Origin of the sequence: Rhodococcus sp. IEGM 1241 (assembly GCF_033142365.1) — a bacterium.
Classification (GTDB): Bacteria; Actinomycetota; Actinomycetes; order Mycobacteriales; family Mycobacteriaceae; genus Rhodococcus_F; species Rhodococcus_F erythropolis.
The window spans coordinates 1,145,611-1,165,978 of record NZ_JAWLSE010000001.1 but is presented as its reverse complement, the minus strand read 5'-3'; the positions used below and the strand labels follow the sequence as shown (position 1 = coordinate 1,165,978).

At 61.0% G+C, this 20,368-nt stretch carries 23 protein-coding genes; 11 read left to right on the top strand and 12 right to left on the bottom strand.

The genetic code is table 11. From position 1 onward, the window contains the following. Positions 1 to 74: 74 nt before the first annotated feature. Complete coding sequence (locus R4P70_RS05595) at positions 75 to 1,373, bottom strand: HNH endonuclease signature motif containing protein (RefSeq protein WP_317830512.1); 1,299 nt, start codon at positions 1,371 to 1,373, stop codon at positions 75 to 77. A gap of 158 nt (positions 1,374 to 1,531) precedes the next feature. On the opposite strand from R4P70_RS05595, the gene R4P70_RS05590 reads away from it, so the two are divergent. The 5 genes from R4P70_RS05590 (at position 1,532) to R4P70_RS05570 (ending at position 4,609) form a co-directional block, all read left to right on the top strand. Next, the gene (locus R4P70_RS05590; protein ID WP_060938066.1) at positions 1,532 to 2,035 is read left to right on the top strand and encodes a MarR family winged helix-turn-helix transcriptional regulator; all 504 of its coding nucleotides are present in this window, start codon (positions 1,532 to 1,534) and stop codon (positions 2,033 to 2,035) included. 11 nt (positions 2,036 to 2,046) lie between these two features. Continuing rightward, positions 2,047 to 3,105, top strand: a complete 1,059-nt coding sequence (locus R4P70_RS05585) for an LLM class flavin-dependent oxidoreductase (RefSeq protein WP_097386934.1) — start codon at positions 2,047 to 2,049, stop codon at positions 3,103 to 3,105. A gap of 8 nt (positions 3,106 to 3,113) precedes the next feature. Next, positions 3,114 to 3,680: an FMN reductase gene (gene msuE, locus R4P70_RS05580; RefSeq protein ID WP_019745144.1), complete on the top strand. Its 567-nt coding sequence runs from the start codon at positions 3,114 to 3,116 to the stop codon at positions 3,678 to 3,680. Then, positions 3,677 to 4,204 carry a hemerythrin domain-containing protein gene (locus R4P70_RS05575; protein ID WP_020970656.1) on the top strand — a complete coding sequence of 176 codons (528 nt, stop codon included), beginning with the start codon at positions 3,677 to 3,679 and terminating at the stop codon, positions 4,202 to 4,204. The genes msuE and R4P70_RS05575 overlap by 4 nt, the downstream gene beginning before the upstream one ends. A 72-nt stretch (positions 4,205 to 4,276) precedes the next feature. Further along, a complete protein-coding gene (locus R4P70_RS05570; protein WP_003940071.1) occupies positions 4,277 to 4,609 on the top strand; it encodes a CD225/dispanin family protein in 333 nt (110 codons plus the stop codon). 60 nt (positions 4,610 to 4,669) lie between these two features. On the opposite strand, the gene R4P70_RS05565 is transcribed toward R4P70_RS05570, so the two are convergent. Then, the gene (locus R4P70_RS05565) at positions 4,670 to 5,824 is read right to left on the bottom strand and encodes an alpha/beta hydrolase (protein ID WP_060938064.1); all 1,155 of its coding nucleotides are present in this window, start codon (positions 5,822 to 5,824) and stop codon (positions 4,670 to 4,672) included. Between the two features lie 38 nt (positions 5,825 to 5,862). Between R4P70_RS05565 and R4P70_RS05560 the strand changes: the two genes are divergently transcribed. The 3 genes from R4P70_RS05560 to R4P70_RS05550 all read left to right on the top strand — a co-directional run bounded on the left by R4P70_RS05560 (position 5,863) and on the right by R4P70_RS05550 (position 8,911). Continuing rightward, positions 5,863 to 6,321, top strand: a complete 459-nt coding sequence (locus R4P70_RS05560; RefSeq protein WP_029256154.1) for a DUF5990 family protein — start codon at positions 5,863 to 5,865, stop codon at positions 6,319 to 6,321. A 75-nt stretch (positions 6,322 to 6,396) separates the two neighbouring features. Next, positions 6,397 to 7,878 (top strand): flavin-containing monooxygenase, encoded by a 1,482-nt coding sequence (locus R4P70_RS05555; RefSeq protein WP_020970659.1) that lies wholly within the window; start codon positions 6,397 to 6,399, stop codon positions 7,876 to 7,878. 319 nt (positions 7,879 to 8,197) lie between these two features. Then, on the top strand, positions 8,198 to 8,911 hold the full coding sequence (locus tag R4P70_RS05550) for an NAD(P)H-binding protein (RefSeq protein ID WP_317830511.1): 714 nt from the start codon (positions 8,198 to 8,200) through the stop codon (positions 8,909 to 8,911). Here R4P70_RS05550 and R4P70_RS05545 read toward each other — a convergent pair. Together R4P70_RS05545 and R4P70_RS05540 are read right to left on the bottom strand one after the other, a co-directional pair. Further along, a complete protein-coding gene (locus R4P70_RS05545) occupies positions 8,889 to 9,659 on the bottom strand; it encodes an ABC transporter permease (protein WP_020908978.1) in 771 nt (256 codons plus the stop codon). The genes R4P70_RS05550 and R4P70_RS05545 overlap by 23 nt on opposite strands. A 50-nt stretch (positions 9,660 to 9,709) precedes the next feature. Continuing rightward, positions 9,710 to 10,147, bottom strand: a complete 438-nt coding sequence (locus R4P70_RS05540) for a GtrA family protein (RefSeq protein ID WP_020908979.1) — start codon at positions 10,145 to 10,147, stop codon at positions 9,710 to 9,712. Positions 10,148 to 10,288: 141 nt separating this feature from the next. Here R4P70_RS05540 and R4P70_RS05535 point away from each other — a divergent pair, with 141 nt between their 5' ends. Beyond that, positions 10,289 to 10,996, top strand: a complete 708-nt coding sequence (locus R4P70_RS05535; protein ID WP_020970663.1) for a TetR/AcrR family transcriptional regulator — start codon at positions 10,289 to 10,291, stop codon at positions 10,994 to 10,996. Positions 10,997 to 11,045: 49 nt separating this feature from the next. Here the strand turns inward: R4P70_RS05535 and R4P70_RS05530 are convergent, their stop codons facing one another. Next, positions 11,046 to 12,542: an MFS transporter gene (locus tag R4P70_RS05530; RefSeq protein WP_317830510.1), complete on the bottom strand. Its 1,497-nt coding sequence runs from the start codon at positions 12,540 to 12,542 to the stop codon at positions 11,046 to 11,048. Between the two features lie 99 nt (positions 12,543 to 12,641). Here R4P70_RS05530 and R4P70_RS05525 point away from each other — a divergent pair, with 99 nt between their 5' ends. Next, entirely contained in the window at positions 12,642 to 13,301 is a 660-nt protein-coding gene (locus R4P70_RS05525; protein ID WP_019745154.1) for a TetR/AcrR family transcriptional regulator, read from the top strand. Positions 13,302 to 13,310: 9 nt separating this feature from the next. On the opposite strand, the gene R4P70_RS05520 is transcribed toward R4P70_RS05525, so the two are convergent. Both R4P70_RS05520 and R4P70_RS05515 read right to left on the bottom strand, forming a co-directional pair. Continuing rightward, complete coding sequence (locus tag R4P70_RS05520; RefSeq protein ID WP_019745155.1) at positions 13,311 to 13,514, bottom strand: PspC domain-containing protein; 204 nt, start codon at positions 13,512 to 13,514, stop codon at positions 13,311 to 13,313. Between the two features lie 190 nt (positions 13,515 to 13,704). Beyond that, the gene (locus R4P70_RS05515; RefSeq protein WP_317830509.1) at positions 13,705 to 14,553 is read right to left on the bottom strand and encodes an alpha/beta hydrolase; all 849 of its coding nucleotides are present in this window, start codon (positions 14,551 to 14,553) and stop codon (positions 13,705 to 13,707) included. Positions 14,554 to 14,792: 239 nt separating this feature from the next. Here R4P70_RS05515 and R4P70_RS05510 point away from each other — a divergent pair, with 239 nt between their 5' ends. Beyond that, on the top strand, positions 14,793 to 15,209 hold the full coding sequence (locus R4P70_RS05510) for a PPOX class F420-dependent oxidoreductase (RefSeq protein ID WP_029256158.1): 417 nt from the start codon (positions 14,793 to 14,795) through the stop codon (positions 15,207 to 15,209). 1 nt (position 15,210) lies between these two features. On the opposite strand, the gene R4P70_RS05505 is transcribed toward R4P70_RS05510, so the two are convergent. From R4P70_RS05505 to R4P70_RS05485, 5 genes are read right to left on the bottom strand one after another with little or no spacing between them, the layout of a single operon-like run. Then, positions 15,211 to 15,564, bottom strand: coding sequence for a winged helix-turn-helix transcriptional regulator (locus tag R4P70_RS05505; RefSeq protein WP_019745158.1), 354 nt, complete (start codon positions 15,562 to 15,564; stop codon positions 15,211 to 15,213). 9 nt (positions 15,565 to 15,573) lie between these two features. After that, the gene (locus R4P70_RS05500) at positions 15,574 to 16,467 is read right to left on the bottom strand and encodes an acyl-CoA thioesterase (RefSeq protein WP_279218619.1); all 894 of its coding nucleotides are present in this window, start codon (positions 16,465 to 16,467) and stop codon (positions 15,574 to 15,576) included. Next, positions 16,464 to 17,558, bottom strand: a complete 1,095-nt coding sequence (locus R4P70_RS05495; RefSeq protein ID WP_317830508.1) for a CaiB/BaiF CoA-transferase family protein — start codon at positions 17,556 to 17,558, stop codon at positions 16,464 to 16,466. The genes R4P70_RS05500 and R4P70_RS05495 overlap by 4 nt, the downstream gene beginning before the upstream one ends. A gap of 51 nt (positions 17,559 to 17,609) precedes the next feature. After that, positions 17,610 to 18,755, bottom strand: a complete 1,146-nt coding sequence (locus R4P70_RS05490) for an acyl-CoA dehydrogenase family protein (RefSeq protein WP_205906800.1) — start codon at positions 18,753 to 18,755, stop codon at positions 17,610 to 17,612. Between the two features lie 38 nt (positions 18,756 to 18,793). After that, complete coding sequence (locus tag R4P70_RS05485; RefSeq protein ID WP_308371168.1) at positions 18,794 to 20,326, bottom strand: long-chain fatty acid--CoA ligase; 1,533 nt, start codon at positions 20,324 to 20,326, stop codon at positions 18,794 to 18,796. Positions 20,327 to 20,368: the final 42 nt, after the last annotated feature.

Genomic DNA, 20,368 nt, shown 5'->3' with positions numbered 1-20,368 from the left:
CTGCTGGCACCGCATCGGAGGATCCCTTCGATGCGGTGCTGGCCCGTGTTCTGTTGTGCCCGAGGAGTACTACCTCAGGTTTTGAAGGTGGTGTTCGCGGGCCGTGGGTGCTGGCCGGGGTCGATCGAGGGCGGCGGGATGAACCACGGTTTGTTGTCGACGCCGATGCGGATCACCCATTTCCCGACGAACCCGGCTTTCCGGTGCATCAGCCGGTGATGTGAACGGCACAGCAGGACAAGGTTGCTCATCACCGTCGGGCCACCGTTCGCCCAGTGCCGAATATGGTGCGCATCCGTCCAGGCCGGTACACACGTGCAGCCGGGGAACGCGCAGCCTTTGTCGCGGGCGATCAACGCCACTCGCTGTTCGGCGGACACCAACCGTTTCCCGGGTTTCGCATCGAGTGGCGCCCCGTGGTCGTCGAGCAGCACAGTGGACAGGAAGCAGTCACAGCCGAGAAGCCTGGTCTGCGATACGGACAGTGGTCCGAGCCAGGGCATGTGCCCGACATCGAGATCCGACACAGTCGCTCCACCATCAGTTGGTGTTGCGGCGCAGTCCCGATGCTCCGCGAGATCACGGGCGTTGATGTGCACGTTCACGTGCGGACGCTGGCCACCATCGGTGCCAGTTTTGGCGCAGTCCAGATACCGCCGGATCAGTTCGGTGAACCCGTCCGCGGTCCGCTTCGCCGCCGACCGAGAATCCGGGGTTCCATCCGGAGCGGGGGTGGGCATCGTCAGATTCGACAACGCCGACAACAACATTTCCCCGGTGAGAGCATCGAAATCGCCGCGCACCACCACCCGACCGTTCAATGTCGACGCGATGCGGAGCTCGTTGAGGTCCACATCCTCGGCGGGTGGAATGTCATCGGATTCGAACACTCGCTCTAACGTCGCGATCACGTTCCGCACTTTCGTGGTCGTCGCCTCCACACCCGACGCGGCAGCCAACAACAAATCGATGCACTTCGGTAGCGCTTCGTCAGACATGCCCTTCGGTGGTGATTCGCAGAACGCCACGATCAACACGGCATGATCGAAGGAGCAATCCCCGCCATCGAACCGGGCAGCCACCGCCGGAAAAGGCCGCAGCGCTGCACCCAGGGCGGCGATCTTCTTCCCGTCCCGAACCTGCAGCATCGTGTTTGCCGCCAACCAGCAACCCACCCCGCGGCTCGCAATCACCTGATCATCGGGGCGCATCGAGAGTTCGTCGACCACAGCCACCCGAACAGCCTCGAGACGCAGAACCTCCGCACTCACCGACACCGCAACCGCACGTAACTCTGCGGCAGACAACTGCCACAGACGTCCGCGCAACCCCACCGCAGAACCAGACACCACATCCGACAACAGAACACTCACTGAATCCCCCGATCCCCACCCCCAACAATACTCGAACACGTGTTCGAGTCAATACCTTGCTACCAGCACAAATGAGAGCGGGGAATAGTTCGATCGATCCAGGCGTATTATTTGAGTAAGCAATACTTGCGAGCGCAAATAAATGGAGGCTGTCACCGATGACTACCGACGAACGTCGACGCGGTTCCGTCTGGCGTGACCTAGTGGTCAGCCACAGCGTCATCCTCGGCAAGATGGAGGCGGACCTTCGAACCACCACCGGGCTCACCCTTGGCCAGTACGACGTTCTGCTCCGACTGCACGAAGCGCCGGGAAACACGATCCGAATGGGCGATCTGGCCGAACTGGTCCTGGTCACCACCAGTGGCGTGACGCGCGTCGTCGATCGATTGGTCGAGGCAGGACTGGCAGAGCGCGTTCGCCCGGACAACGATCGACGCGTCGTGACGGTATCGATGACGCCTGCGGGCAAGAAGACGCTTCGAAAAGCGTCCGCCATACACACGCGAGGGATCGCCGAATACTTCTCCGATCTCATTGAAACCGAGGAGCTTCCGGTACTCGAACGCTTCTTCTCCCGACTTGCCGCACATCACACGAATCAAGGCGGCGCATGCGATGCGCACGCAGAACAACTTTCCATCACCCCCACGAACAGATAGCGAGAAACAACATGGCTTTCGAATTGGGCGTCTACCATTTCGGTGAACTCACCCCAGATCCCACTACCGGCGCGATGATGAATCCCGGTGTCCACCTTCGCCATTTGGTCGAGCAGGCAACCGTTGCCGATCAGGTTGGACTCGATGTCTTCGGCGTCGGCGAGCACCATCGCACCGACTTCGCAGTCTCAGCCCCGGCAGTTGTGCTCGCGGCAATGGCTCAGGCTACCGACAAGATCAAGCTGTCCAGCGCCGTAACTGTACTCAGTTCCGACGATCCCGTCCGTGTGTTCCAACAGTTCGCGACAGTTGACCTGCTTTCCGAAGGCCGTGCCGAGATCATTGCCGGCCGAGGTTCGTACACGGAGTCATTTCCGCTTTTCGGGTACGACCTGTCTCAGTACAACGAACTCTTCGCCGAAAAGCTCGATCTACTACTGAAACTGCGCGACGAGAACCCGATCAACTGGGAAGGACAACTTCGCCCACCACTGATCGACGGTGACGTGACGCCCCGCCCGGACCGTCAGATTCCGGTGTGGATCGCAGTCGGAGGTACTCCGGCCTCTGTCGTCCGTGCCGCGAAACTGGGCCTGCCCCTCTCACTGGCCATCATCGGTGGAAGTTACCAACAGTTCGAACCGTTCGTCGATCTATACCGCAGGGCTGCAGCGGAGTTCGGACACGATCCGAAGAAGCTGGCGGTCTCGATTGCTTCGCCAGGATTTGTCGATACCTCGAAGCAAACAGCACTCGACACGTCGTACCCGTACTTCCAGGCCGGGTGGATGCAGAATCATCATCAGCGGGGAAACGGAGTTCCCATGCCGCGCAGGGCATATGAGGCGCAGGCAACCACCGCGGGTGCGTTCTTCCTCGGCGGCCCGCAGGAAATCATCGACAAGACGATGGCGCAGTACGAACTGTTCCATCATGACCGCATCATGATCCAGATGGGGTTCGGCAATGTGCCACAGAAGGACATGCTGCGTGCGATCGAGATCCTCGGCACCGAAGTAGCGCCCGTTGTGCGTAAGGAAATCGAATCACTGAAATCGTCCCAAAAATAGGAGTTTCGATGAGCACACCGCTCAAAATTGTTGCCGTTGTCGGCAACCTCCAAAAACCCTCCAAGACTCGTGCCCTCGTCGACCTGATCGTCGAAACCTTGGGAGACTTCGAGCAGATCGACACACGAGTTTTCGAGATCGTGGATCTGATTCCAGGTCTTGCATCTGCTCTGGATCGCGATCACGTCGACTCAGTGACCGCCGAAGCGCTGGCAGCAGTCGAGTCTGCCGATATCGTCATCGCGGCGTCACCGGTGTTCCGCGGCTCGTACACGGGAATGTTCAAGCATTTCTTCGATCTCGTGGACCAGTACGCGCTTGCCAACACTCCGGTGATTCTTGCTGCGACAGGTGGCAGCGACCGCCACGCTCTCGTGTTGGATCATGCCCTGCGTCCACTGTTCGCTTTCTTCCAAGCGCTGACCGCTCCGGTCGGGATCTATCTCAGCTCCGGTGATTTCGACGGAACGACTATCCTCAACCCTGAGGTATTCGAGCGTATCGAGATGGCAGCGAAGGACGTCCTGCCGGTAGCGAGGATGCTCGCGGAGCGGGATCGAGTTGCGCTGACGTGAACGCCCCTCATTCGCACAACACGGCAACAGTTGCCGGTCTGAGGATGATCGAACAGCTACGTCAGGTTCACGAACCTCTGCGAGCCGATATCGAGGTACTCGAGAATGCCCTGCAACTGTTGTCGGACGAAACCGCCGATCTGACTCGGATACCCGAAATGATCGACAATCTGACGATCGCGGATTTCGTCTGGCAACTACGGGTCAACTGCGACTTCTACTGCAACACGCTGACTCTGCACCACACCATCGAAGATCAACGTATGTTCCCCGTAATGACCAGGAACTTTCCCGAGTTGGCCCCTGCGGTCGAACGACTGCAGGCAGAACACAAGCTTGTCGGGGAGATCGTGTCGGAAGCCAAGCGTGCGTCACTCGCGCTGAGCACCGAATCCTCCACGGTCAATCGGGCACACGCCGCAATCTCCGAATTGGCGGATCATATGCAGTCGCACCTCGATTTCGAGGAGGCCACACTCTTTCCGTACTTCCGACGGATGGATCGCGACTGGCATTACGGCTGATCGTGCACACTCAGTGATTCTTCAGCTCCATCGCAGTAGCGTCGAAAGGGCCACCTCATGTCAGGAGCCCCCATGACCAACCCGGATCAACCCACCGTCCAGCAATCCGTTCCTCAGCACCCGATTCGACCGCCCGTCAATGCGGGTTGGGCAGTGGTCTCGCTGCTGTTCTTCTGGCCGCTCTCCTTCTCCGCTTTCACGCACGCCTTCAACGTGTATCCGCTGTGGGCCGACGGCGATGTGGCCGGGTCGCGGTACGCGTCCGATCGAGTGAAACGACTCGGTCAGATCTCGCTGTGGATCGCAGGCGGGCTACTACTCCTAGTCTGCATCCTGTACGCGATTGCGGCAATCGTGTGGTTCGCCAACGGTGGCCACGATTACGGGCCGCGACGTATGCGCTGAACAACCACCCTGAAACAACAAACTGCAACAACAACACCGCAACAACAACACCGCCGAACATCACCTCATCAATCGATCGATGAATTCCATGGTCTGGTCCATCGAAGCGACCGTCGTTTGGCCGTGGCTGATTCCGCTGAGTTCTTGATACTCGAACTGCGTTCCTCGCGAACGCATGTCGACCAGTTGCGCCCAGGTAAGGGCGACAGGAACCGTTGTGTCCGACACGCTCTGCACCACACGCAGTGACCGGTCGTAGCCGTCGACCGGCACCTGCATCATCTCGCGAAACAGATCGTGGAAGCGTGGCGTCCACACCGACCGAGAAAACAACGAGCTCAACTGGATTCGTTCGGCGCGAATGTGGCGGCCGAGATCTCCGGCGCACAGTGTCCGAGCCTTTTCCATCCACTCGATCCCCTGCGGCGAGAGAACCTCCCGAATGTTCTCTTCGGGTCGTTGATCGTCGATCCCGGCCAGAACGTACAGCGCGTATCCCACCAACCCCGTGATGCCGATGTCGGGAAACAGCGGTCCGCCCAACGGAAACAAACCTTCCATATGGGTGGGGCCGGCAACAACGACCGAGCCGCGGAAATCCAATTCCGGTGCACGAGTGGTGGCCTCGTGTCCCGCGAAGTACGCCGCATGACCGCCTTCGGACAAACCCGCAACCATCCACCGCGGACTCAGCACACTGCCGTACAACTCGTGCGCTGCCCGCACGATGTCGACCGCATTCGCGCCGGCGGCATGTCCGTCGAGATAGGCCAGCACCCCGTCGGTACCAAGTCCCGAGTAGTCGGTAGCGACTACCGCGTATCCCTGCTCCAACCAGCGTTCGATCGGTTCGATCTCGCCCGGACCGAATCCGGTCGACGAGGGTGCACACTGATCCGCACTGCCCAAAGTTCCGTGGGCATACGAGATGACGGGCCAACCGCCCGCCGGTGGGGCACCTTCCGGCAGAAACACGGACCCTGACGACTCTCCCCATCTGTCAGCGGTACGCAGAGTTCGATACACGACCCTCTGCGTCTCACCGGCGCCGACCGGAAACACTGCGGCCGAGAGTTCGCCATAGGACTCCAGCGCGCCCGCGACTTCCGGTTCGTCCGTCGTCGCCGCGGCAGCACCTGACCCCCAGCCGAGACTCGACAACAGGATGCTCGCCACCACGGCCGCAACAAAGGTTCTACCCGAACGACTCACCACGCCAACCCCTCCCGACCTGTGCGGAGCATGATGTCGATATGCAGATCATCATCACCGGTCACAGCCTGCCCGGACGTGAGTGTTCCGAAACCGCAACCTTCGAAGGGCGCAGCAACATCCACGTCGGCGTTCAGCGCCGAGGCAAGCCACACGAAGTCCTCGACCTCGTACCAGGAGATACCGAGACAGTGCGATGGGAACTGACAGCGAGCCAGGAGCGAAAGTCCGGTGCCTGGGACATTCTCGGTCCACACATCCAGGGTCCACCTCGCGGACGCTTCATCTACCTGTCCTGGGTGACGGTATCCGATGACCAGACGTTCGAGATGTTTCGGCGCGCAAAGCTGATGCTCGACGCGATCCCCGAGCACATCGTCGAGCAGGCCGACGCTTCCGGTGTGCTCCACGGAGACCTCGGGCTCACCGACGCCGCAGGTAAACCACTGTGCGCGGCAATCCGACCACCAACGATCACATGGTCCTCCTCGCCTTACTGAGCATCGTTCAGTAGTGTGGTGATCGAGCACTAACTCTGCCGGTGGCCCCACATAGTCGATACGGAGTCCGAACTGATGAGCACCGAACACCTCGATGTCCTGATCGTCGGCGCCGGCTTGTCCGGCATCGGTGCTGCTTATCGACTCCAGACCGAGCTTCCAGGAAAGTCGTACGCAATCCTCGAGGCCCGAGCGAACAGCGGCGGAACCTGGGACCTCTTCAAGTATCCCGGCATCCGATCGGATTCCGACATGTTCACGCTCGGCTACCCGTTTCGCCCGTGGACAGATGCCAAAGCAATCGCCGACGGTGATTCGATCCTGCGGTACGTGCGCGACACCGCGCGAGAGAACGGGATCGACAAGAAGATTCGGTACAACCGGAAGGTGACGGCCGCATCATGGTCGTCAGCGACCTCGACCTGGACAGTCACGGTCACGACCGGCGACGAAGACGAAACATTGACCTGTAACTTCCTCTATCTCTGCAGCGGGTACTACAGCTACGACGGCGGATACACCCCCGACTTCCCCGGACGTGAATCGTTTGCCGGTGAGGTAGTGCACCCCCAGTTCTGGCCCGAAGAACTCGATTACTCCGACAAGAAGGTCGTTGTGATCGGAAGCGGCGCCACCGCAGTCACTTTGGTCCCCACGATGTCACGGGACGCAAGCCACGTCACGATGCTCCAGCGATCACCGACGTACATTCTGGCGCTTCCGTCCAGCGACAAATTATCGGACACCATTCGCGCGGTACTGCCGAATCAACTCGCGCACAGCATCGCTCGATGGAAGAGCGTCGTAGTGAACCTGAGTTTCTACCAACTGTGCCGACGCAGTCCGGCGCGTGCAAAGAGGATGCTGAACCTCGCGATCAGTCGTCAACTCCCGAAAGACATCCCCCTCGATCCTCACTTCACACCCTCCTACGATCCCTGGGACCAGCGCTTGTGCGTCGTACCCGACGGCGATTTGTTCAAAGCCCTCCGATCCGGCAAGGCCTCGATCGAGACCGATCACATCGACACCTTCACCGAGACCGGGATCCTTCTCGCGTCAGGTCGCGAACTCGAAGCTGACATCATCGTCACTGCAACAGGATTGAAGATGGAGGCGTGCGGCGGGATGTCCATCGAAGTGGACGGCGAACCCGTCACCCTCGGTGATCGTTACGTCTACAAGGGCATGATGATCAGCGACGTACCGAACTTCGCGATGTGCGTCGGCTACACCAACGCCTCGTGGACTCTGCGAGCAGATCTCACGTCGATGTACGTGTGCCGACTGCTGACGGAGATGGACAAGCGCGACTATTCGAAGTGCGTGCCGCACGCGACCGAAGAAATGGACCAGCGGCCGATCCTGGATCTGGCGTCGGGGTACGTCATGCGTGCCGTGGAACAGTTCCCGAAGCAGGGATCGAAGTCACCGTGGAACATGCGTCAGAACTACATCCTTGACCGTCTTCACTCCACGTTCGGGAGCATCAACGACCACATGACGTTCTCGAAGGCACCAGCTCGACATTCGACGCCGGTACCGAGCAAGAGTTGAGCGGACCACGAACAACCAGGTAGAGCAGTCTGGCGAAGCCACCAATCGATCCGACGACAAAGAACACGCCAGAACCTGCGACCACGGCACAGAGCGCACCGAGAACGATGATCGTCGACGCCTCTACCATTCGACCGGCTGACTCCGATCCCAGAACGTGTATTTCATCAACTCCTTCGTTCATAAAACTATTTTCAGCCAACCGTCCAGCCGGTTTGTAGGGACTTTAGTCACGAGTCGGGTCAAAATGGACTCATAATTGCAGGTCAAGCGTTCAGTTGGCCACTCCGGTCGGATGAACTGCAGACCGTTCCGTAGTGTGCGCATCACAGAAAGTGGAACCAACGCCGGGGGGAACATCATGAAGGTCGTCGTTTTCGGGGCAACAGGAATGGTCGGCAACAGCGTCCTGAGGGAATGCCTCGACGATCCACGAATCGACGAAGTCGTGACCGTCGGCCGCAATCCGTCCGGTACAACTGCCCCGAAGATCGTCGACATCGTTCACCGCGACATGCTCGACTTCTCGGCGATCGAAGCCGATCTGACCGGCGCGGACGCCTGCTTCTTCTGCCTCGGTGTCTCCTCTGCCGGCATGAACGAAGCCGACTACACCCGCATCACGCATGACATCACGCTTGCCGCCGCCACGACACTGTCGGGTGTGAACCCTCAGATGGTGTTCGTCTACGTGTCCGGCGAAAGCGCCGACTCCACCGAAACCAGCAAGACCATGTGGAAGCGAGTACGTGGCGCGACCGAAAATGCGCTACTCGCCCTCCCTCTCACGACCTACATCCTCCGGCCCGGATTCATCCGTCCGCGCCCGGGATCGCCGTCGAAGACGTGGTGGTACAAGGCCTTCTATCAAATCTCCGTGCCTCTCTACCCACTCTTGCGCAAGGTCTGGCCCAGCAGCGTGACCACCAGCGAAAACATCGGCAGGGCAATGATCACCCTCGCGGCAAACAGGCCAGATCTTCCCGACCGCGTCCTTCGCAGCGACAAGATCAACGAACTCGCGCAGGCCTGACAGTCTTACCTCGAAAGACGAAGCCGCGGGCGACGAGTTCCAACGCCACGGCGACCGAGCAGGTTTGCGCCAACAGCAGCCCTGCCAGCACAAGAATTTGCACGGCACCGGCTTGAACGGCCGAACCCGTCGCGAGCAAAACGCCGACAAAAGCGCCGGGCAATGTCACGAGGCCGACGGTGCGCGTCTGGTCGACTCCCGGTAGCAGGGCGTCGGAGGCTGCGGTGCGGGCTACTTCCCACCGTGCATCGCGCTGGGAAAATCCAAGGCTCAGTGCGGCTTCGACTTCCCCGTATCGATCATCGACGGCGTCGAGTCCGCGTTTGGCTGCCATCGATGTTGCAGTCATAGCGCCGCCCAGAACAATTCCGCCGATCGGCACCAGAGCGATGCCTTCCAGCGGAACCACTCCGGACAGCAGCATCAGTGGCAGAACCACACCGATTCCCGACGCCAAGGCGATGGTCAGCCACGCTCCGGACGTTCCTGCGCCGCAGCGTCGTGCAGCGGTGAACGACGCCGCAGCGAACATGCCGACAAGCACGAGGATCGCTGACCAGATGTGAGCCAAGGCAGCGGCGAGTATCAACGAAATCGCAGCCAACTGAAGAGCGCCACGAACGAGTGCGCCGGGGACTACCCGAACGCTACCGAGAGAGGTGAATCGGTAGACGAGCGTGGCGACAAGAGCCATGACGATGCAGAGCACAGCCAGACGGATGCCGGAGTCGGCTATCGAAAGGCTCATAGGTCACAGTGTTCCCTACGAGCCGAGTCCGATTCGAATTCGAGAACCGCTCAGAAAACCCAACCGCGAAGAGCGACGAATCGCAGGCCACCGACAATTCCACTCACTGCGATCACAAGCCCGGCTTGAAGAAGTCCGTCGGCGCCGGGGAGAAGGAAGCCGAGCGCACTGATGGCGGCCGAACTGGCGATCAACCCGACCAGAGCGAGTCCACCGCCTTCCCACTGTGCGGTGAACCAGTTGACGCGATCCGCGGCATGGAAGGTGAGCCGGCGATGCAGCTCGTTGGCCAGAATGGTGCTCAAGACTGCACCAACGGCGTTGGCGACCAGCGCTCCGTCACCGCGCAGCGCCAGAAAAGCGGCAAAGTACAAGATGTTGCTAGCTCCGCCGACGAGGGCAAAACGAACGAGCTGAGCAAAGGCGCCGTCGCCGGCAAGAGCGCGAAGCCTCGTTGCCGCGAAACCTGCACTCCGCGTACCCACCATCGAGATCGGATTGCTCCCGACCCAGATGTCAGACGTGCTCATATCGGCTTCTCTCATACGGACAATCGGAACCACACGTTCCGCTTAGTAATATAGCACTAACGGAATCGATCATTCCGCTTAGTGCCGTAGACTGTGAGGATGCCGACAACACACCCCGACGCTTCTCATGCGGGGACCTCGGCCGACTGCTCACAGCCGCGCCTTCGGTCCGACGCCAAGGCCAACCTCGAGCGCATCCTCAACTCCGCTCGCGAGGTGTTCGCTGCCCAAGGACTCGACGCCACGCTGGCGGACGTCGCCAAGCACGCCGGCGTCGGCGTCGGCACCGTCTATCGCCGGTTCGCCAGCAAGGACGAGCTGATCCAGGCCCTGTTCGACACACGGTGCTCCGAGATCGAAACGATTGCCGCCACCGCCCGGGAGATGCCAGACGCCTGGGAAGGTCTTGTCTACTTTCTCGACGTGATCTCCCTGCGCATGGCAGACAACCGCGGATTCGGCGATCTCCTGATGGACGGGCGCTTCGCGTCCGACACTTTCGCTCGCGCGCGCGCCGGGATCGCTCAGCACACCGCGGCACTTGTCAATCGCGCCAAGGAACAGGGCACCCTGCGGAGCGACTTCGAAGTCAACGACATTCCGCTTCTCATGCAGGTCGTCAAGATGGCCCAGAAGTTCGGCGGCGACGAGGCCCCTCAGGCTTACCGCCGCGCACTCGGGTTCATGATCGACGGACTCTGCGCGTCCCGCACCGGCCATCGCGAGTTGCCCGTCCCGGCGCTTTCCTCCGAACAACTCGATCACGTCCTTCATCGGTTTCAGGCATCGCCCGATAAGAACTGCTGACTCGATTTCGGGGTCGACGCCGCAATGGCGTCGACCCCGAAATTTGCTGTCAGTGGGCGATTACCGGTTCACCTTCCGGCGAATCCGGAAGCAGTCCACTCCGAAGAACCAGTCCGGTCAAGACCGCACCGACCGCGAATATGCCTGCGGCCCAGTAGAACGTCGTGGTGTAGCTCTCGACGGCAGCCTGTGCCTGGGTCAGCGGATTCATCTCGCGGCCCACCAGGTAGTTGGTGGAAGCCGAGGCTGCAATCGTGCTGAGCAGTGCAGTTCCGATCGAGCCGCCAACCTGCTGCATCGTGTTGACCGTGGCAGATGCGACGCCGGCATCTTCGTGATGCACGCCTGAAGTTGCTCCCTGCATCGACGGGACGAAAATGCTGCCCATGCCGAGTCCGGTGACAACGAGCCCCGGCAGAATGTGGACTGCATAGGTGCTGTCCACGGAAATCTGGGCCAGCAGCGTCATTCCGATCGCCGCGATGACCATTCCGCTCACGATCAGCACTCGCGGACCGACGCGCGGTAGCAAAACCGCTGTCGAAAGCGTTGCCGCTGTCACGATTCCGAACACCATCGGCATGAATGCGAGGCCGGTCATGATCGGGCTGTACCCGAGGATCAGCTGCATGTAGTACGTCAGGAACAGGAAGACTGCGAACATGCCTGCGCCGGAAAGGAAGATCGCCAGGTACGAGCCAGCCCGGATTCGGTCGAGGACCACCCGCAGCGGCAGGAGCGGGTGCTCGGACTTGGTCTGCCAGTAGATGAACGCCGCCATGAACACGACGCCGGCAACGAGCCACGAGATGGTGGGAGTTGCACTCCACCCGTCCGATTCGGCCTTCGAGAATCCGAAGACGATGCTGAACAAGCTGATCGACACCAGGATCGTTCCCGGGATGTCGAGCTTGGGTCGCGAGTCACTGGTGTGCGGCGCGAGCAACAGGACTGCTCCGACCAGGGCGATCGCCGCGAAGAAGAGATTCACGAAGAGGCACCAGCGCCAGTCGACCCACTCGGTGAGCGCTCCGCCGAGCAGCAGTCCGATGGCGCCACCGCCGCCGGCAACGGCACCGAAGATACCGAAAGCCTTGGCACGCTCACCTGGATCCGTGAATGTCACGGACAGCAGAGACAGGGCTGCCGGGGCAAGGAGCGCACCGAATACGCCCTGGCCGGCACGAGCGGCAACAAGCATTTCGAAGTTGACGGCTGCGCCACCGATGGCGGAAGCCACTGCGAAGCCGATAAGCCCGACGATGAAAGTTCGCCTGCGCCCGAACAAGTCGCTCAATCGACCGCCGAGTAGCAGCAAGCTGCCGAACGCCAATGCGTATGCCGTGATGATCCACTGGCGGTCCGAATCACCGAACTCCAGTGAGCGCTGCGCAGCAGGCAGCGCGATGTTGACGATGGTGGCATCCAAGACCACCATCAGCTGCGCAATTCCCAGAACCGCGAGAACCAGCCACCGCTTTGCGTGGTTGTCCCCTGAAGGCGCTGAGGACTGCTCGAATTCAGTCCGTTCAGCAATGTCTGACATAGTCCCTCGCCCAACCTATGCGGAGATGGCTTCTCCGGTTAGCAAAAACGCTACACGAAAACGGAGAGGCTGTCTCCACTTGGCGGGTAGAGTGGGGACATGAGTACCGCAATGGAGCGCCCCCTTCGCGCCGATGCTGCACGTAATCGGCAGTTGATCATCGACGCCGCACGTGAATTGTTCGCCGAAGAAGGGATCGACGTCACACTCGACGACGTCGCCCGGCGCGCGGGTGTCGGCGTCGGAACGGTCTATCGGCGGTTCGCCAGCAAGGAAGAATTGATCGACGGAGTCTTCCAACAGAACTTCGCCGACATGGCGGCGGCCGCGGACGCGTCACTCGCCAATCCGGATCCGTGGGACGGCCTGGTCACCTTTGCCGAATTTGCCTGCAGCCGTATGTCGGTCAACCGCGGGCTCAAAGACGTCCTGAATGGAACCGACGAGGGATGCGAGCAAGTCGCATGCCAACGATCCATCATCGAACCGTCGGTCGAGAGGATCTTCTACCGGGCCCAGGAGGCCGGGATGCTGCGCCCCGACGCCGTACCGACGGACCTGTTCGGCCTCATCTTCATGGTGGGCGCAGTCACCGAATTTGCTCAGCCCGTCAACCCGACCGTGTGGCGTCGATACCTCTCGGTAATGCTCGACGGCCTACGCACGGAGGGCTTGCACCGTGACGCACTCCCCCTTCCTCCGCTGAGTTCGGAGGAATTGCACGAGGCCAAGCAATGCCTGAAAGACCGCCGCCGTTGAGCGGTTCGGTCAGATCTGCTCACGAGGAATGAAAATCCACATCACGATGTAGATCAGAAACTGCGGGCCGGGCAGCAGGCACGAGAGCACGAACAGCAAGCGGACAGTCGACGACTTCCAACCGAAGTATCGAGCGATTCCGGCGCACACCCCACCGAACATTGCTCCCGAGCGGGCGCGGGTGAGCTTGCGGGTCTTCATCGGGGAGGTCATGTGTTGTTTCCTTTCAACGGAACTCGCGGTTCATCCGCGTCGACCTCCACTATCCGCTGCCGATCCACCTGTGCGCATCAGGCCATGGACCCATCTTTTCCGACGCGGTGTGTCCTCAGGTACGAGTCCGTCCCCGCGTCGGACTCAGGGTTCTCCCCCACACCCCAGCCTCGAACCCCAGCCTCGTACCTCAGCAGGGAAACATGCGTCGAAGCCGTTTCGGAGCCGCAAAAGGTTGCCAGTTGTCCACGTCCTGCGCCAGACGATCGGCAACCGTCCACAACGCCGACGGGTTGTGGGTCAACCCCGTATGACTGCCTTGCACCGCAATGCTTTCCGACAGGCCTGCCGAGGTTTCACAGCACGCTTGCCATGGAACGATACCGTCGTGCCTGGAGTAGACCGACGTGGCAGGAACGGAAATAGGCGATCCCTGTTCGGATTCGATGCCGTCGACCGGAGGCAGTATCGCGTGATTACCGGACAAGCGAGCGTAGAGAGATCCGACTCTCGTCTGCTCCAGACTGGTGAGACCGAAAGGACTTCCGAGTGTCACTACCTGACGTACCGAATCCGGCAGATCCCTCGCCAGCTTTCGGGCGTAGATACCGCCCAAACTCCAGCCGATCACCGACACCTTCTGCTCGTATCGATCTGCTACCTCGGCCAATGCGGCAGGCAATCCGTCGACCACCGTCGCCGTCGGACCGGTGTTCAGACCCAGATTCCAACCGTGAACCCGGTATCCGAGAAAGCTCAGGTACGTCCTCAAGGCGAGAGTCGACACGTCCGAAGTCAGCAATCCGGGGAGAACGAGGACCGGATGCCCGTCCCCACGCGGCGATCGAAGCAACCAAGGAGCCGCGAGAAGCAGTGAAGCGATGTCGACCAGTCCGCGCGTCGGCTCGCTCAGACACATCGCCAAGGATGGTGGCCCCGGAACGAGTGGGTCGACTTCACGAATCCGCGTCGATCGCTGCGCCCAATCGAATTCGGTCTCCGCGAAATCGATCGCCGAGACTTCCGCAACTACGGACACCTGAACTCCTGTCGGCCGGTGCCCTTGCCGGGGCGCGTGGTGGGGCGGTTCCGCGAGCTGTGTGCTCAACCCGCGGAACCTTGTCCTCATCCACCACCGGTAGCGAACCAGGACCCGTTCTGCCCACAGATTCGTGACCAAAGGCCTCTCGACCACACGAACACTGTGTGATCCAGAACACTAGTTTTGATTACGTTGCATCTACGTTGCGTACGTGTTTCGTCCCCGAAGGAGAACAGATGGCATTCACGGAAGAAGAAATCGCATACATGCAGTCGCAGCCACTGGCGCGCGTTGCGACGCTCTCACCACACGGGCAACCAGACGTCGTTCCATTGGCCTTCGAATACGACGGGGCCCACTTCTGGATCGGCGGGGGCGGCCAGAGTGTCCTGAAAACCAGGAAGTTCCGCAATATCGGGTCAGGACAACTCGAAGTAGCCCTCGTCATCGACGACATGCCGTCATTCGAGCCGTTTGTCGCGCGCGGGATCAGGATCTACGGAATCGCTGAACAGCCGATCGAAAGGGTAGGAATGGTCGGTCCCGGAATCTATTCACGCATCACGCCGACAGTCTCGTGGAGTTGGAACTTGGCGGGAGAACCGGCAGGTGACACCTGGTACGAATCTCACAAGACTGTTCACACGCAATAGGTCAGTTCGGGCAACTCTCGGGTGGCAGGTTTTCGGCGGCCCACGTTGTCAGTTCACTGAGAGCGGGGAGCAGCGCCTGCCCCGACGCCGTGAGTTCGTACTCCACAGCGATGGGCGGGCCGGCGTCGACGGTCCGCGTGACCAGGCCCGCACCAGCCAGTTCGGTCAATCGGTCCGAGAGCACGGAGTCGCTGATCTTGCCGACTGCACGCTTGAGTTCCGCAAATCCCGCCGGACCACCGAGGAGCGTCGCCAGGATCACACCGTTCCAGCGTTTGCCGAGAAAGCTGAAAGCGCGAGCCAACGCCGCGTCACAGACGCGTGGTTGGTGCTCGGCTTCACTCTTCCCAGGCATTGCTTCATCCTAGGCCCGAGGCCACGGTGGCCCGTCAACTCGCCGCAAGAGGGACTCCTGGGCGACGGTTGCAGCCAAGACGCCGTCGCGTGTCCAGAAGTGGCCCGTCGAGAATCCCCGACCATCAGTGGCGGAGTTGCTTTCCTGAGCGAAGAGCATCCACTCGTCGGCCCGGAAGGGTCGGTGAAACCAGATCGCGTGATCGAGTGACGCCATCAGCACTCGCGAAGGTCCGACCATCAACGACCGGTGGGGCTGGACGTCGAGTGAGGCCGTCGATGCCAAAGACAAGTCCGAAGCGTAGGTGAGGACCCCGGCATGGAACAACGGTTCGTCAGGAAAAGCGTGATTCGGTTTGAACCACACCGACTGTGCGACCGACCCCCGCTCGCGCTCACCCTCGTCGGCAACGAATCTCATGTCCATCGCACGATGTGTCTTGTTGTCGCGGAACTCGTCGGCGCGCGCACTCGCCCAGCGCTCGTATGGATCGGGAAGGTCCTCCGGAGCAGGTACGACGGGCATCTCCCCCTGTCGATCGGTGCTGTCCTCCGGAAGTTTGAAGGACACGGACAGTGTGAAGATCGGCGTGCCCAGTTGCAGGGCAGTGACCTGACGGGACCAGTACGTACGTCCGTCACGAAGACGACCGACTTCGTAGGTGATGGGCTGCCGCGGATCGCCTGAGCTGAGGAAGTATCCGTGAAGGGAATGCACCACCGCAGTCGCAGGCGCTGTCCGGCCGGCAGCGGTCAAACCCTGCGCCGCCAGATGCCCACCGAAGATACGCCCGGGAGAACCTGCGTGACAGTAACCCTGAAATCTGTCGGAGCCGCGATCCTCCAGGCTCAGCAACGTGCGCAGATCGAAGGACTCGAGTTCTCGCGATTCGGTGAGCGTCACGTCCACAACGTCCCTGCGTCAACGGCTTCAGCGGCGGGGGCCGACGGCAGACCCGAATCGGAGCGGGAGAATCGCGGCGCCGGACGATGCTGAGTGACCCCGTCCAGTTCCACGAGCGAACCACGCTGGGCAACATGATGATTCGAGGAGGCTTCCGCGAACGTCAGAACCGGCGTCGTGCATGCATCGGTACCGTCGAAGACCGCAGCCCACTCGTCGCGCGTCTTGGACGCGAACACGTCTGCGAACACCTTCTTCGTGTGCGGCCATGCACTCTTGTCGTTCTGACTCGGCAACGTCGCGGGATCAAGTCCCAAACCGGCCAGAAGTAGTGCATAGAACTGCGGTTCGACGGCACCGACGGCCATGTATCTGCCGTCGGATGTCTCGTAAGTGTCGTAGTACGGGGCGCCGGTGTCGAGCATGTTCACACCGCGTTCGTCAGACCAGCGTCCGAGACCGCGGAAACTCCACATCATGTGTGACAGCGCCAGCGTCCCGTCGACCATGGCGGCATCGACAACCTGACCCTGCCCGGACTTCTGTCGCTCGAAGAGCGCGGCAAGTATTCCGAACAACAGAAACATCGAGCCACCACCGAAGTCTCCCACCATGTTGAGCGGCGGAACCGGACGCTCACCGGCACGACCTATCGCGTGCAGGACGCCGGTCAGCGAGATGTAGTTGATGTCGTGTCCCGCAGCCTGCGACAGCGGCCCCTCCTGACCCCATCCTGTCATCCGGCCGTACACCAGGGCTGGATTCCGTTCCAGCGCAACCTCCGGACCGAGGCCGAGCCGCTCGGTGACCCCAGGACGGAAACCCTCGATGAGCACGTCCGCACGCTCGATCAATCCGAGAACAATGTCGACGCCGGCAGGGTCCTTGAGGTCCACCTCGCAGATACGACGCCCACGCTGGGTCTGATCCCGTGGCTGACCGGGACCGGGGATCCGACCGGCGCGCTGAACACGGACGACGTCAGCGCCGAGATCAGCGAGCAACGTCGCTGCGTGGGGACCTGGACCGATTCCGGCAAGCTCTACGACGCGAAGTCCGGCGAGCGGTCCGCGGCCTGTGGTGGTACCCATGATTGTCCCTCGGTTTTCTCTCGTCTCGAAATATTTGTGTAAGTACGGGTTTCAGCCGAGCAATGACGGCAGCGCCCGGGCGAGGTTGCGTTCGTGAATCTGGGAGGCGCCCTCGTAGATGCGCAACGCACGCACATCCCGCCACATACGCGGTACCGGGTGATTGCCGACGATGCCGACCCCGCCGAGCACCTGCACCGCCCGGTCCCCGACCACCGACGCCATCTCGGTGCAGTACAGCTTTGCCGCGGCAATCCGATGACGCGGCGGCGTTCCGCGGTCGAACTCACGGGCGCAGTCGAGGATCATCGCTCGTCCTGCCTCGAGTTCCGCATAGCTGCGTCCGAGCATCGCCTGCACGGCACCGAACTCGGCCAAAGGTTGGTCGAACTGCTCACGAGAACCCGCGTATTTCATTGCCTCCGCGAGCATCCGAGTCGCCTGACCGACTGCGGTCGCGGCAACGTGGGTGCGAGCCTGGTTGATTCCGCGCATCGCGTGAATCATCCCCAAACCTGTTGCACCGCCGATCAACCGGTCGGCGCTCACCACAACGTCACGCAAGCTGATCTCGGCGACTGGGCCTTCGGCATGACCGTTCATCAATTCAGGCACCCGGGTCTCTACCCCCGGCGATTCCCGATCTACGAGGAAGGATGAAATCTCGCCGTCCGCGGTGCGGGCGAACACCACCAGAACATCAGCCCACGCTCCGTTGGTGATGAAGCGCTTCTCACCGTTGATGATGTAGCCGTCCGGGGTGTTGGTAGCGGTGGCGCGCACGGCGGAGGCGTCACTACCCGCCTGCTCCTCGGTGAGAGCAAACGCCATGACGCACTCCCCCGCCGCCATCGCCGGTAGATACTGTTCACGCTGAGCGTCGGTGCCGTATTCGAGGAGGATCTGCGAAGCCAGTCCGATACTGGTCGAGAATCGGGAACGGTACACCGCCGATGACCGGGTGAACTCGAAAGTCAGCAGCACCTGCTGTTCGACGGTCCACCCCAATCCACCGACGCTCCTCGGAAGCGTGATGCCGAATAGTCCGACCTCGGCCATCCTTGTCACGAGGTCAGCGGGAACCTCACCAGCAGAGACCATTTCGTTCTCACGAGGAATGAGCTCATTGTCGGTGAAATCGCGGATCACCTGCCGGTAGGCGTCGAAATCGAGGTCGCGAATCTGTGGGTCGATCACGGTTCTACTCCTGGAAGCATGTTGGGAAGATGGCTGTGTCACCGGTAGGTCTCACGCAGAGTGCGCTTGAGGATCTTCCCTACCGGCGACAGCGGGAGTGCGTCGACGAAATCGACCGACCTCGGCGCCTTGTACCGAGCTATACGCTCGCCGACAAAATCTCGGAGTTCATCACCGCTCGAATTGTTTTCAGGTATGCGCACCACCACTGCATGGACGCGTTCTCCCCATTTGTCGTCGGGTACTCCGATGACCGCGCAACTGCTTACACCGGGATGCTGGGACAGGGCGGCTTCGACTTCGGCACTGTAGACGTTCTCGCCGCCCGAGATGATCATGTCCTTGAGTCGGTCTACGAGAAACACGTAGCCATGCTCGTCCATGAAGCCGAGGTCACCGGTATGCATCCATCCACTGCGCACCGCGTGCGCCGTCTCCGCCTCGTTGTTCCAGTAACCCATCATGACGTTCGAGCCCCGCACGACGACCTCACCGATATCGCCGCGCGGAAGCTCTGTGCCGGTTGCGTCGACAATCCGCACCTCGGTGTGTGGCGCAGCACGTCCCACTGATCGAAGTCGTTCCGGGTGATCAGGATTGCGGTGGTCGTCGTCGCGGAGAAGTGTTGCTGCCGGGGCCAACTCGGTCATTCCGTAGCCCTGGCGCAGTCGAAGATCAGGTGATCGTTCGATCAAGCGCCGAACCAGTGGTTCGGGCATCGGCGATGCGCCGTAGGTGATCGAGGTGAGACTGTCGATCGGCAGACCTGTCCGATCAGCGTATTCGAGCATCGCTTGCACCATTGTCGGCACGAGCAGAGATTGTGTAACTTCCTTCTCTGCAATGGTTTCGACGAGCTTCTCGACGGTGAAATCCCCCATCAAAACGTGCACGGATCCGGTAACCGAGGCCTGGACCAAACCGGCGAAGGCTGCGAGGTGGAACAGGGGCGCCACGTGCAGGGAGCGGCCTGGCAGATTCGGCTCACCACTACCGGCAAGGACTCCGAGCACCGATGTCAGGATCTGGCCTGCGCTCAGCATGACACCTTTGGGGCGGCCTGTAGTTCCGCCGGTGTACATGAGCAACGCCAATGCATCGGGATCTGCGTGAGTATCGGGAATCGGACCGTGCAGCGCCAAAGCAGAGTCGTAGTCGACCGTATCGCCGGGCAGATCCGCCGCACCGAATACGATCACGGTCTCCAGTACAGCGCACCGATCACGCAGTTCCAGCGCAGCGGGCAGACGCGGTCCGTCCACGAGAAGCACTGTGATTCCGGCATCTTCGATGTGAAATGCCATCTCGTCGGGACTCCAGCGGTTGTTCACCGGGGACGCGACCATCGACGCCCAGGCACAGGCGAAGGAGTATTCGACATACTCGAGACAGTTCGTGGCCAGTATTCCTACCCGGTCACCTCGTTCGAGCCCGTACGACGTGAACATACCGGCCAATCGCGCAACGCGACTCTCCAGTTGAGCGAACGTCAACTGGCGCTGCCCGTCAACGACGGCGATCGCGTCGGGTTCACGCTGGACCGACCGATGTAAACCCTGAGTCAAGTACATTCTCGTTCACTCTCCTGATCCCGATAACAATGTGTTCCAGTT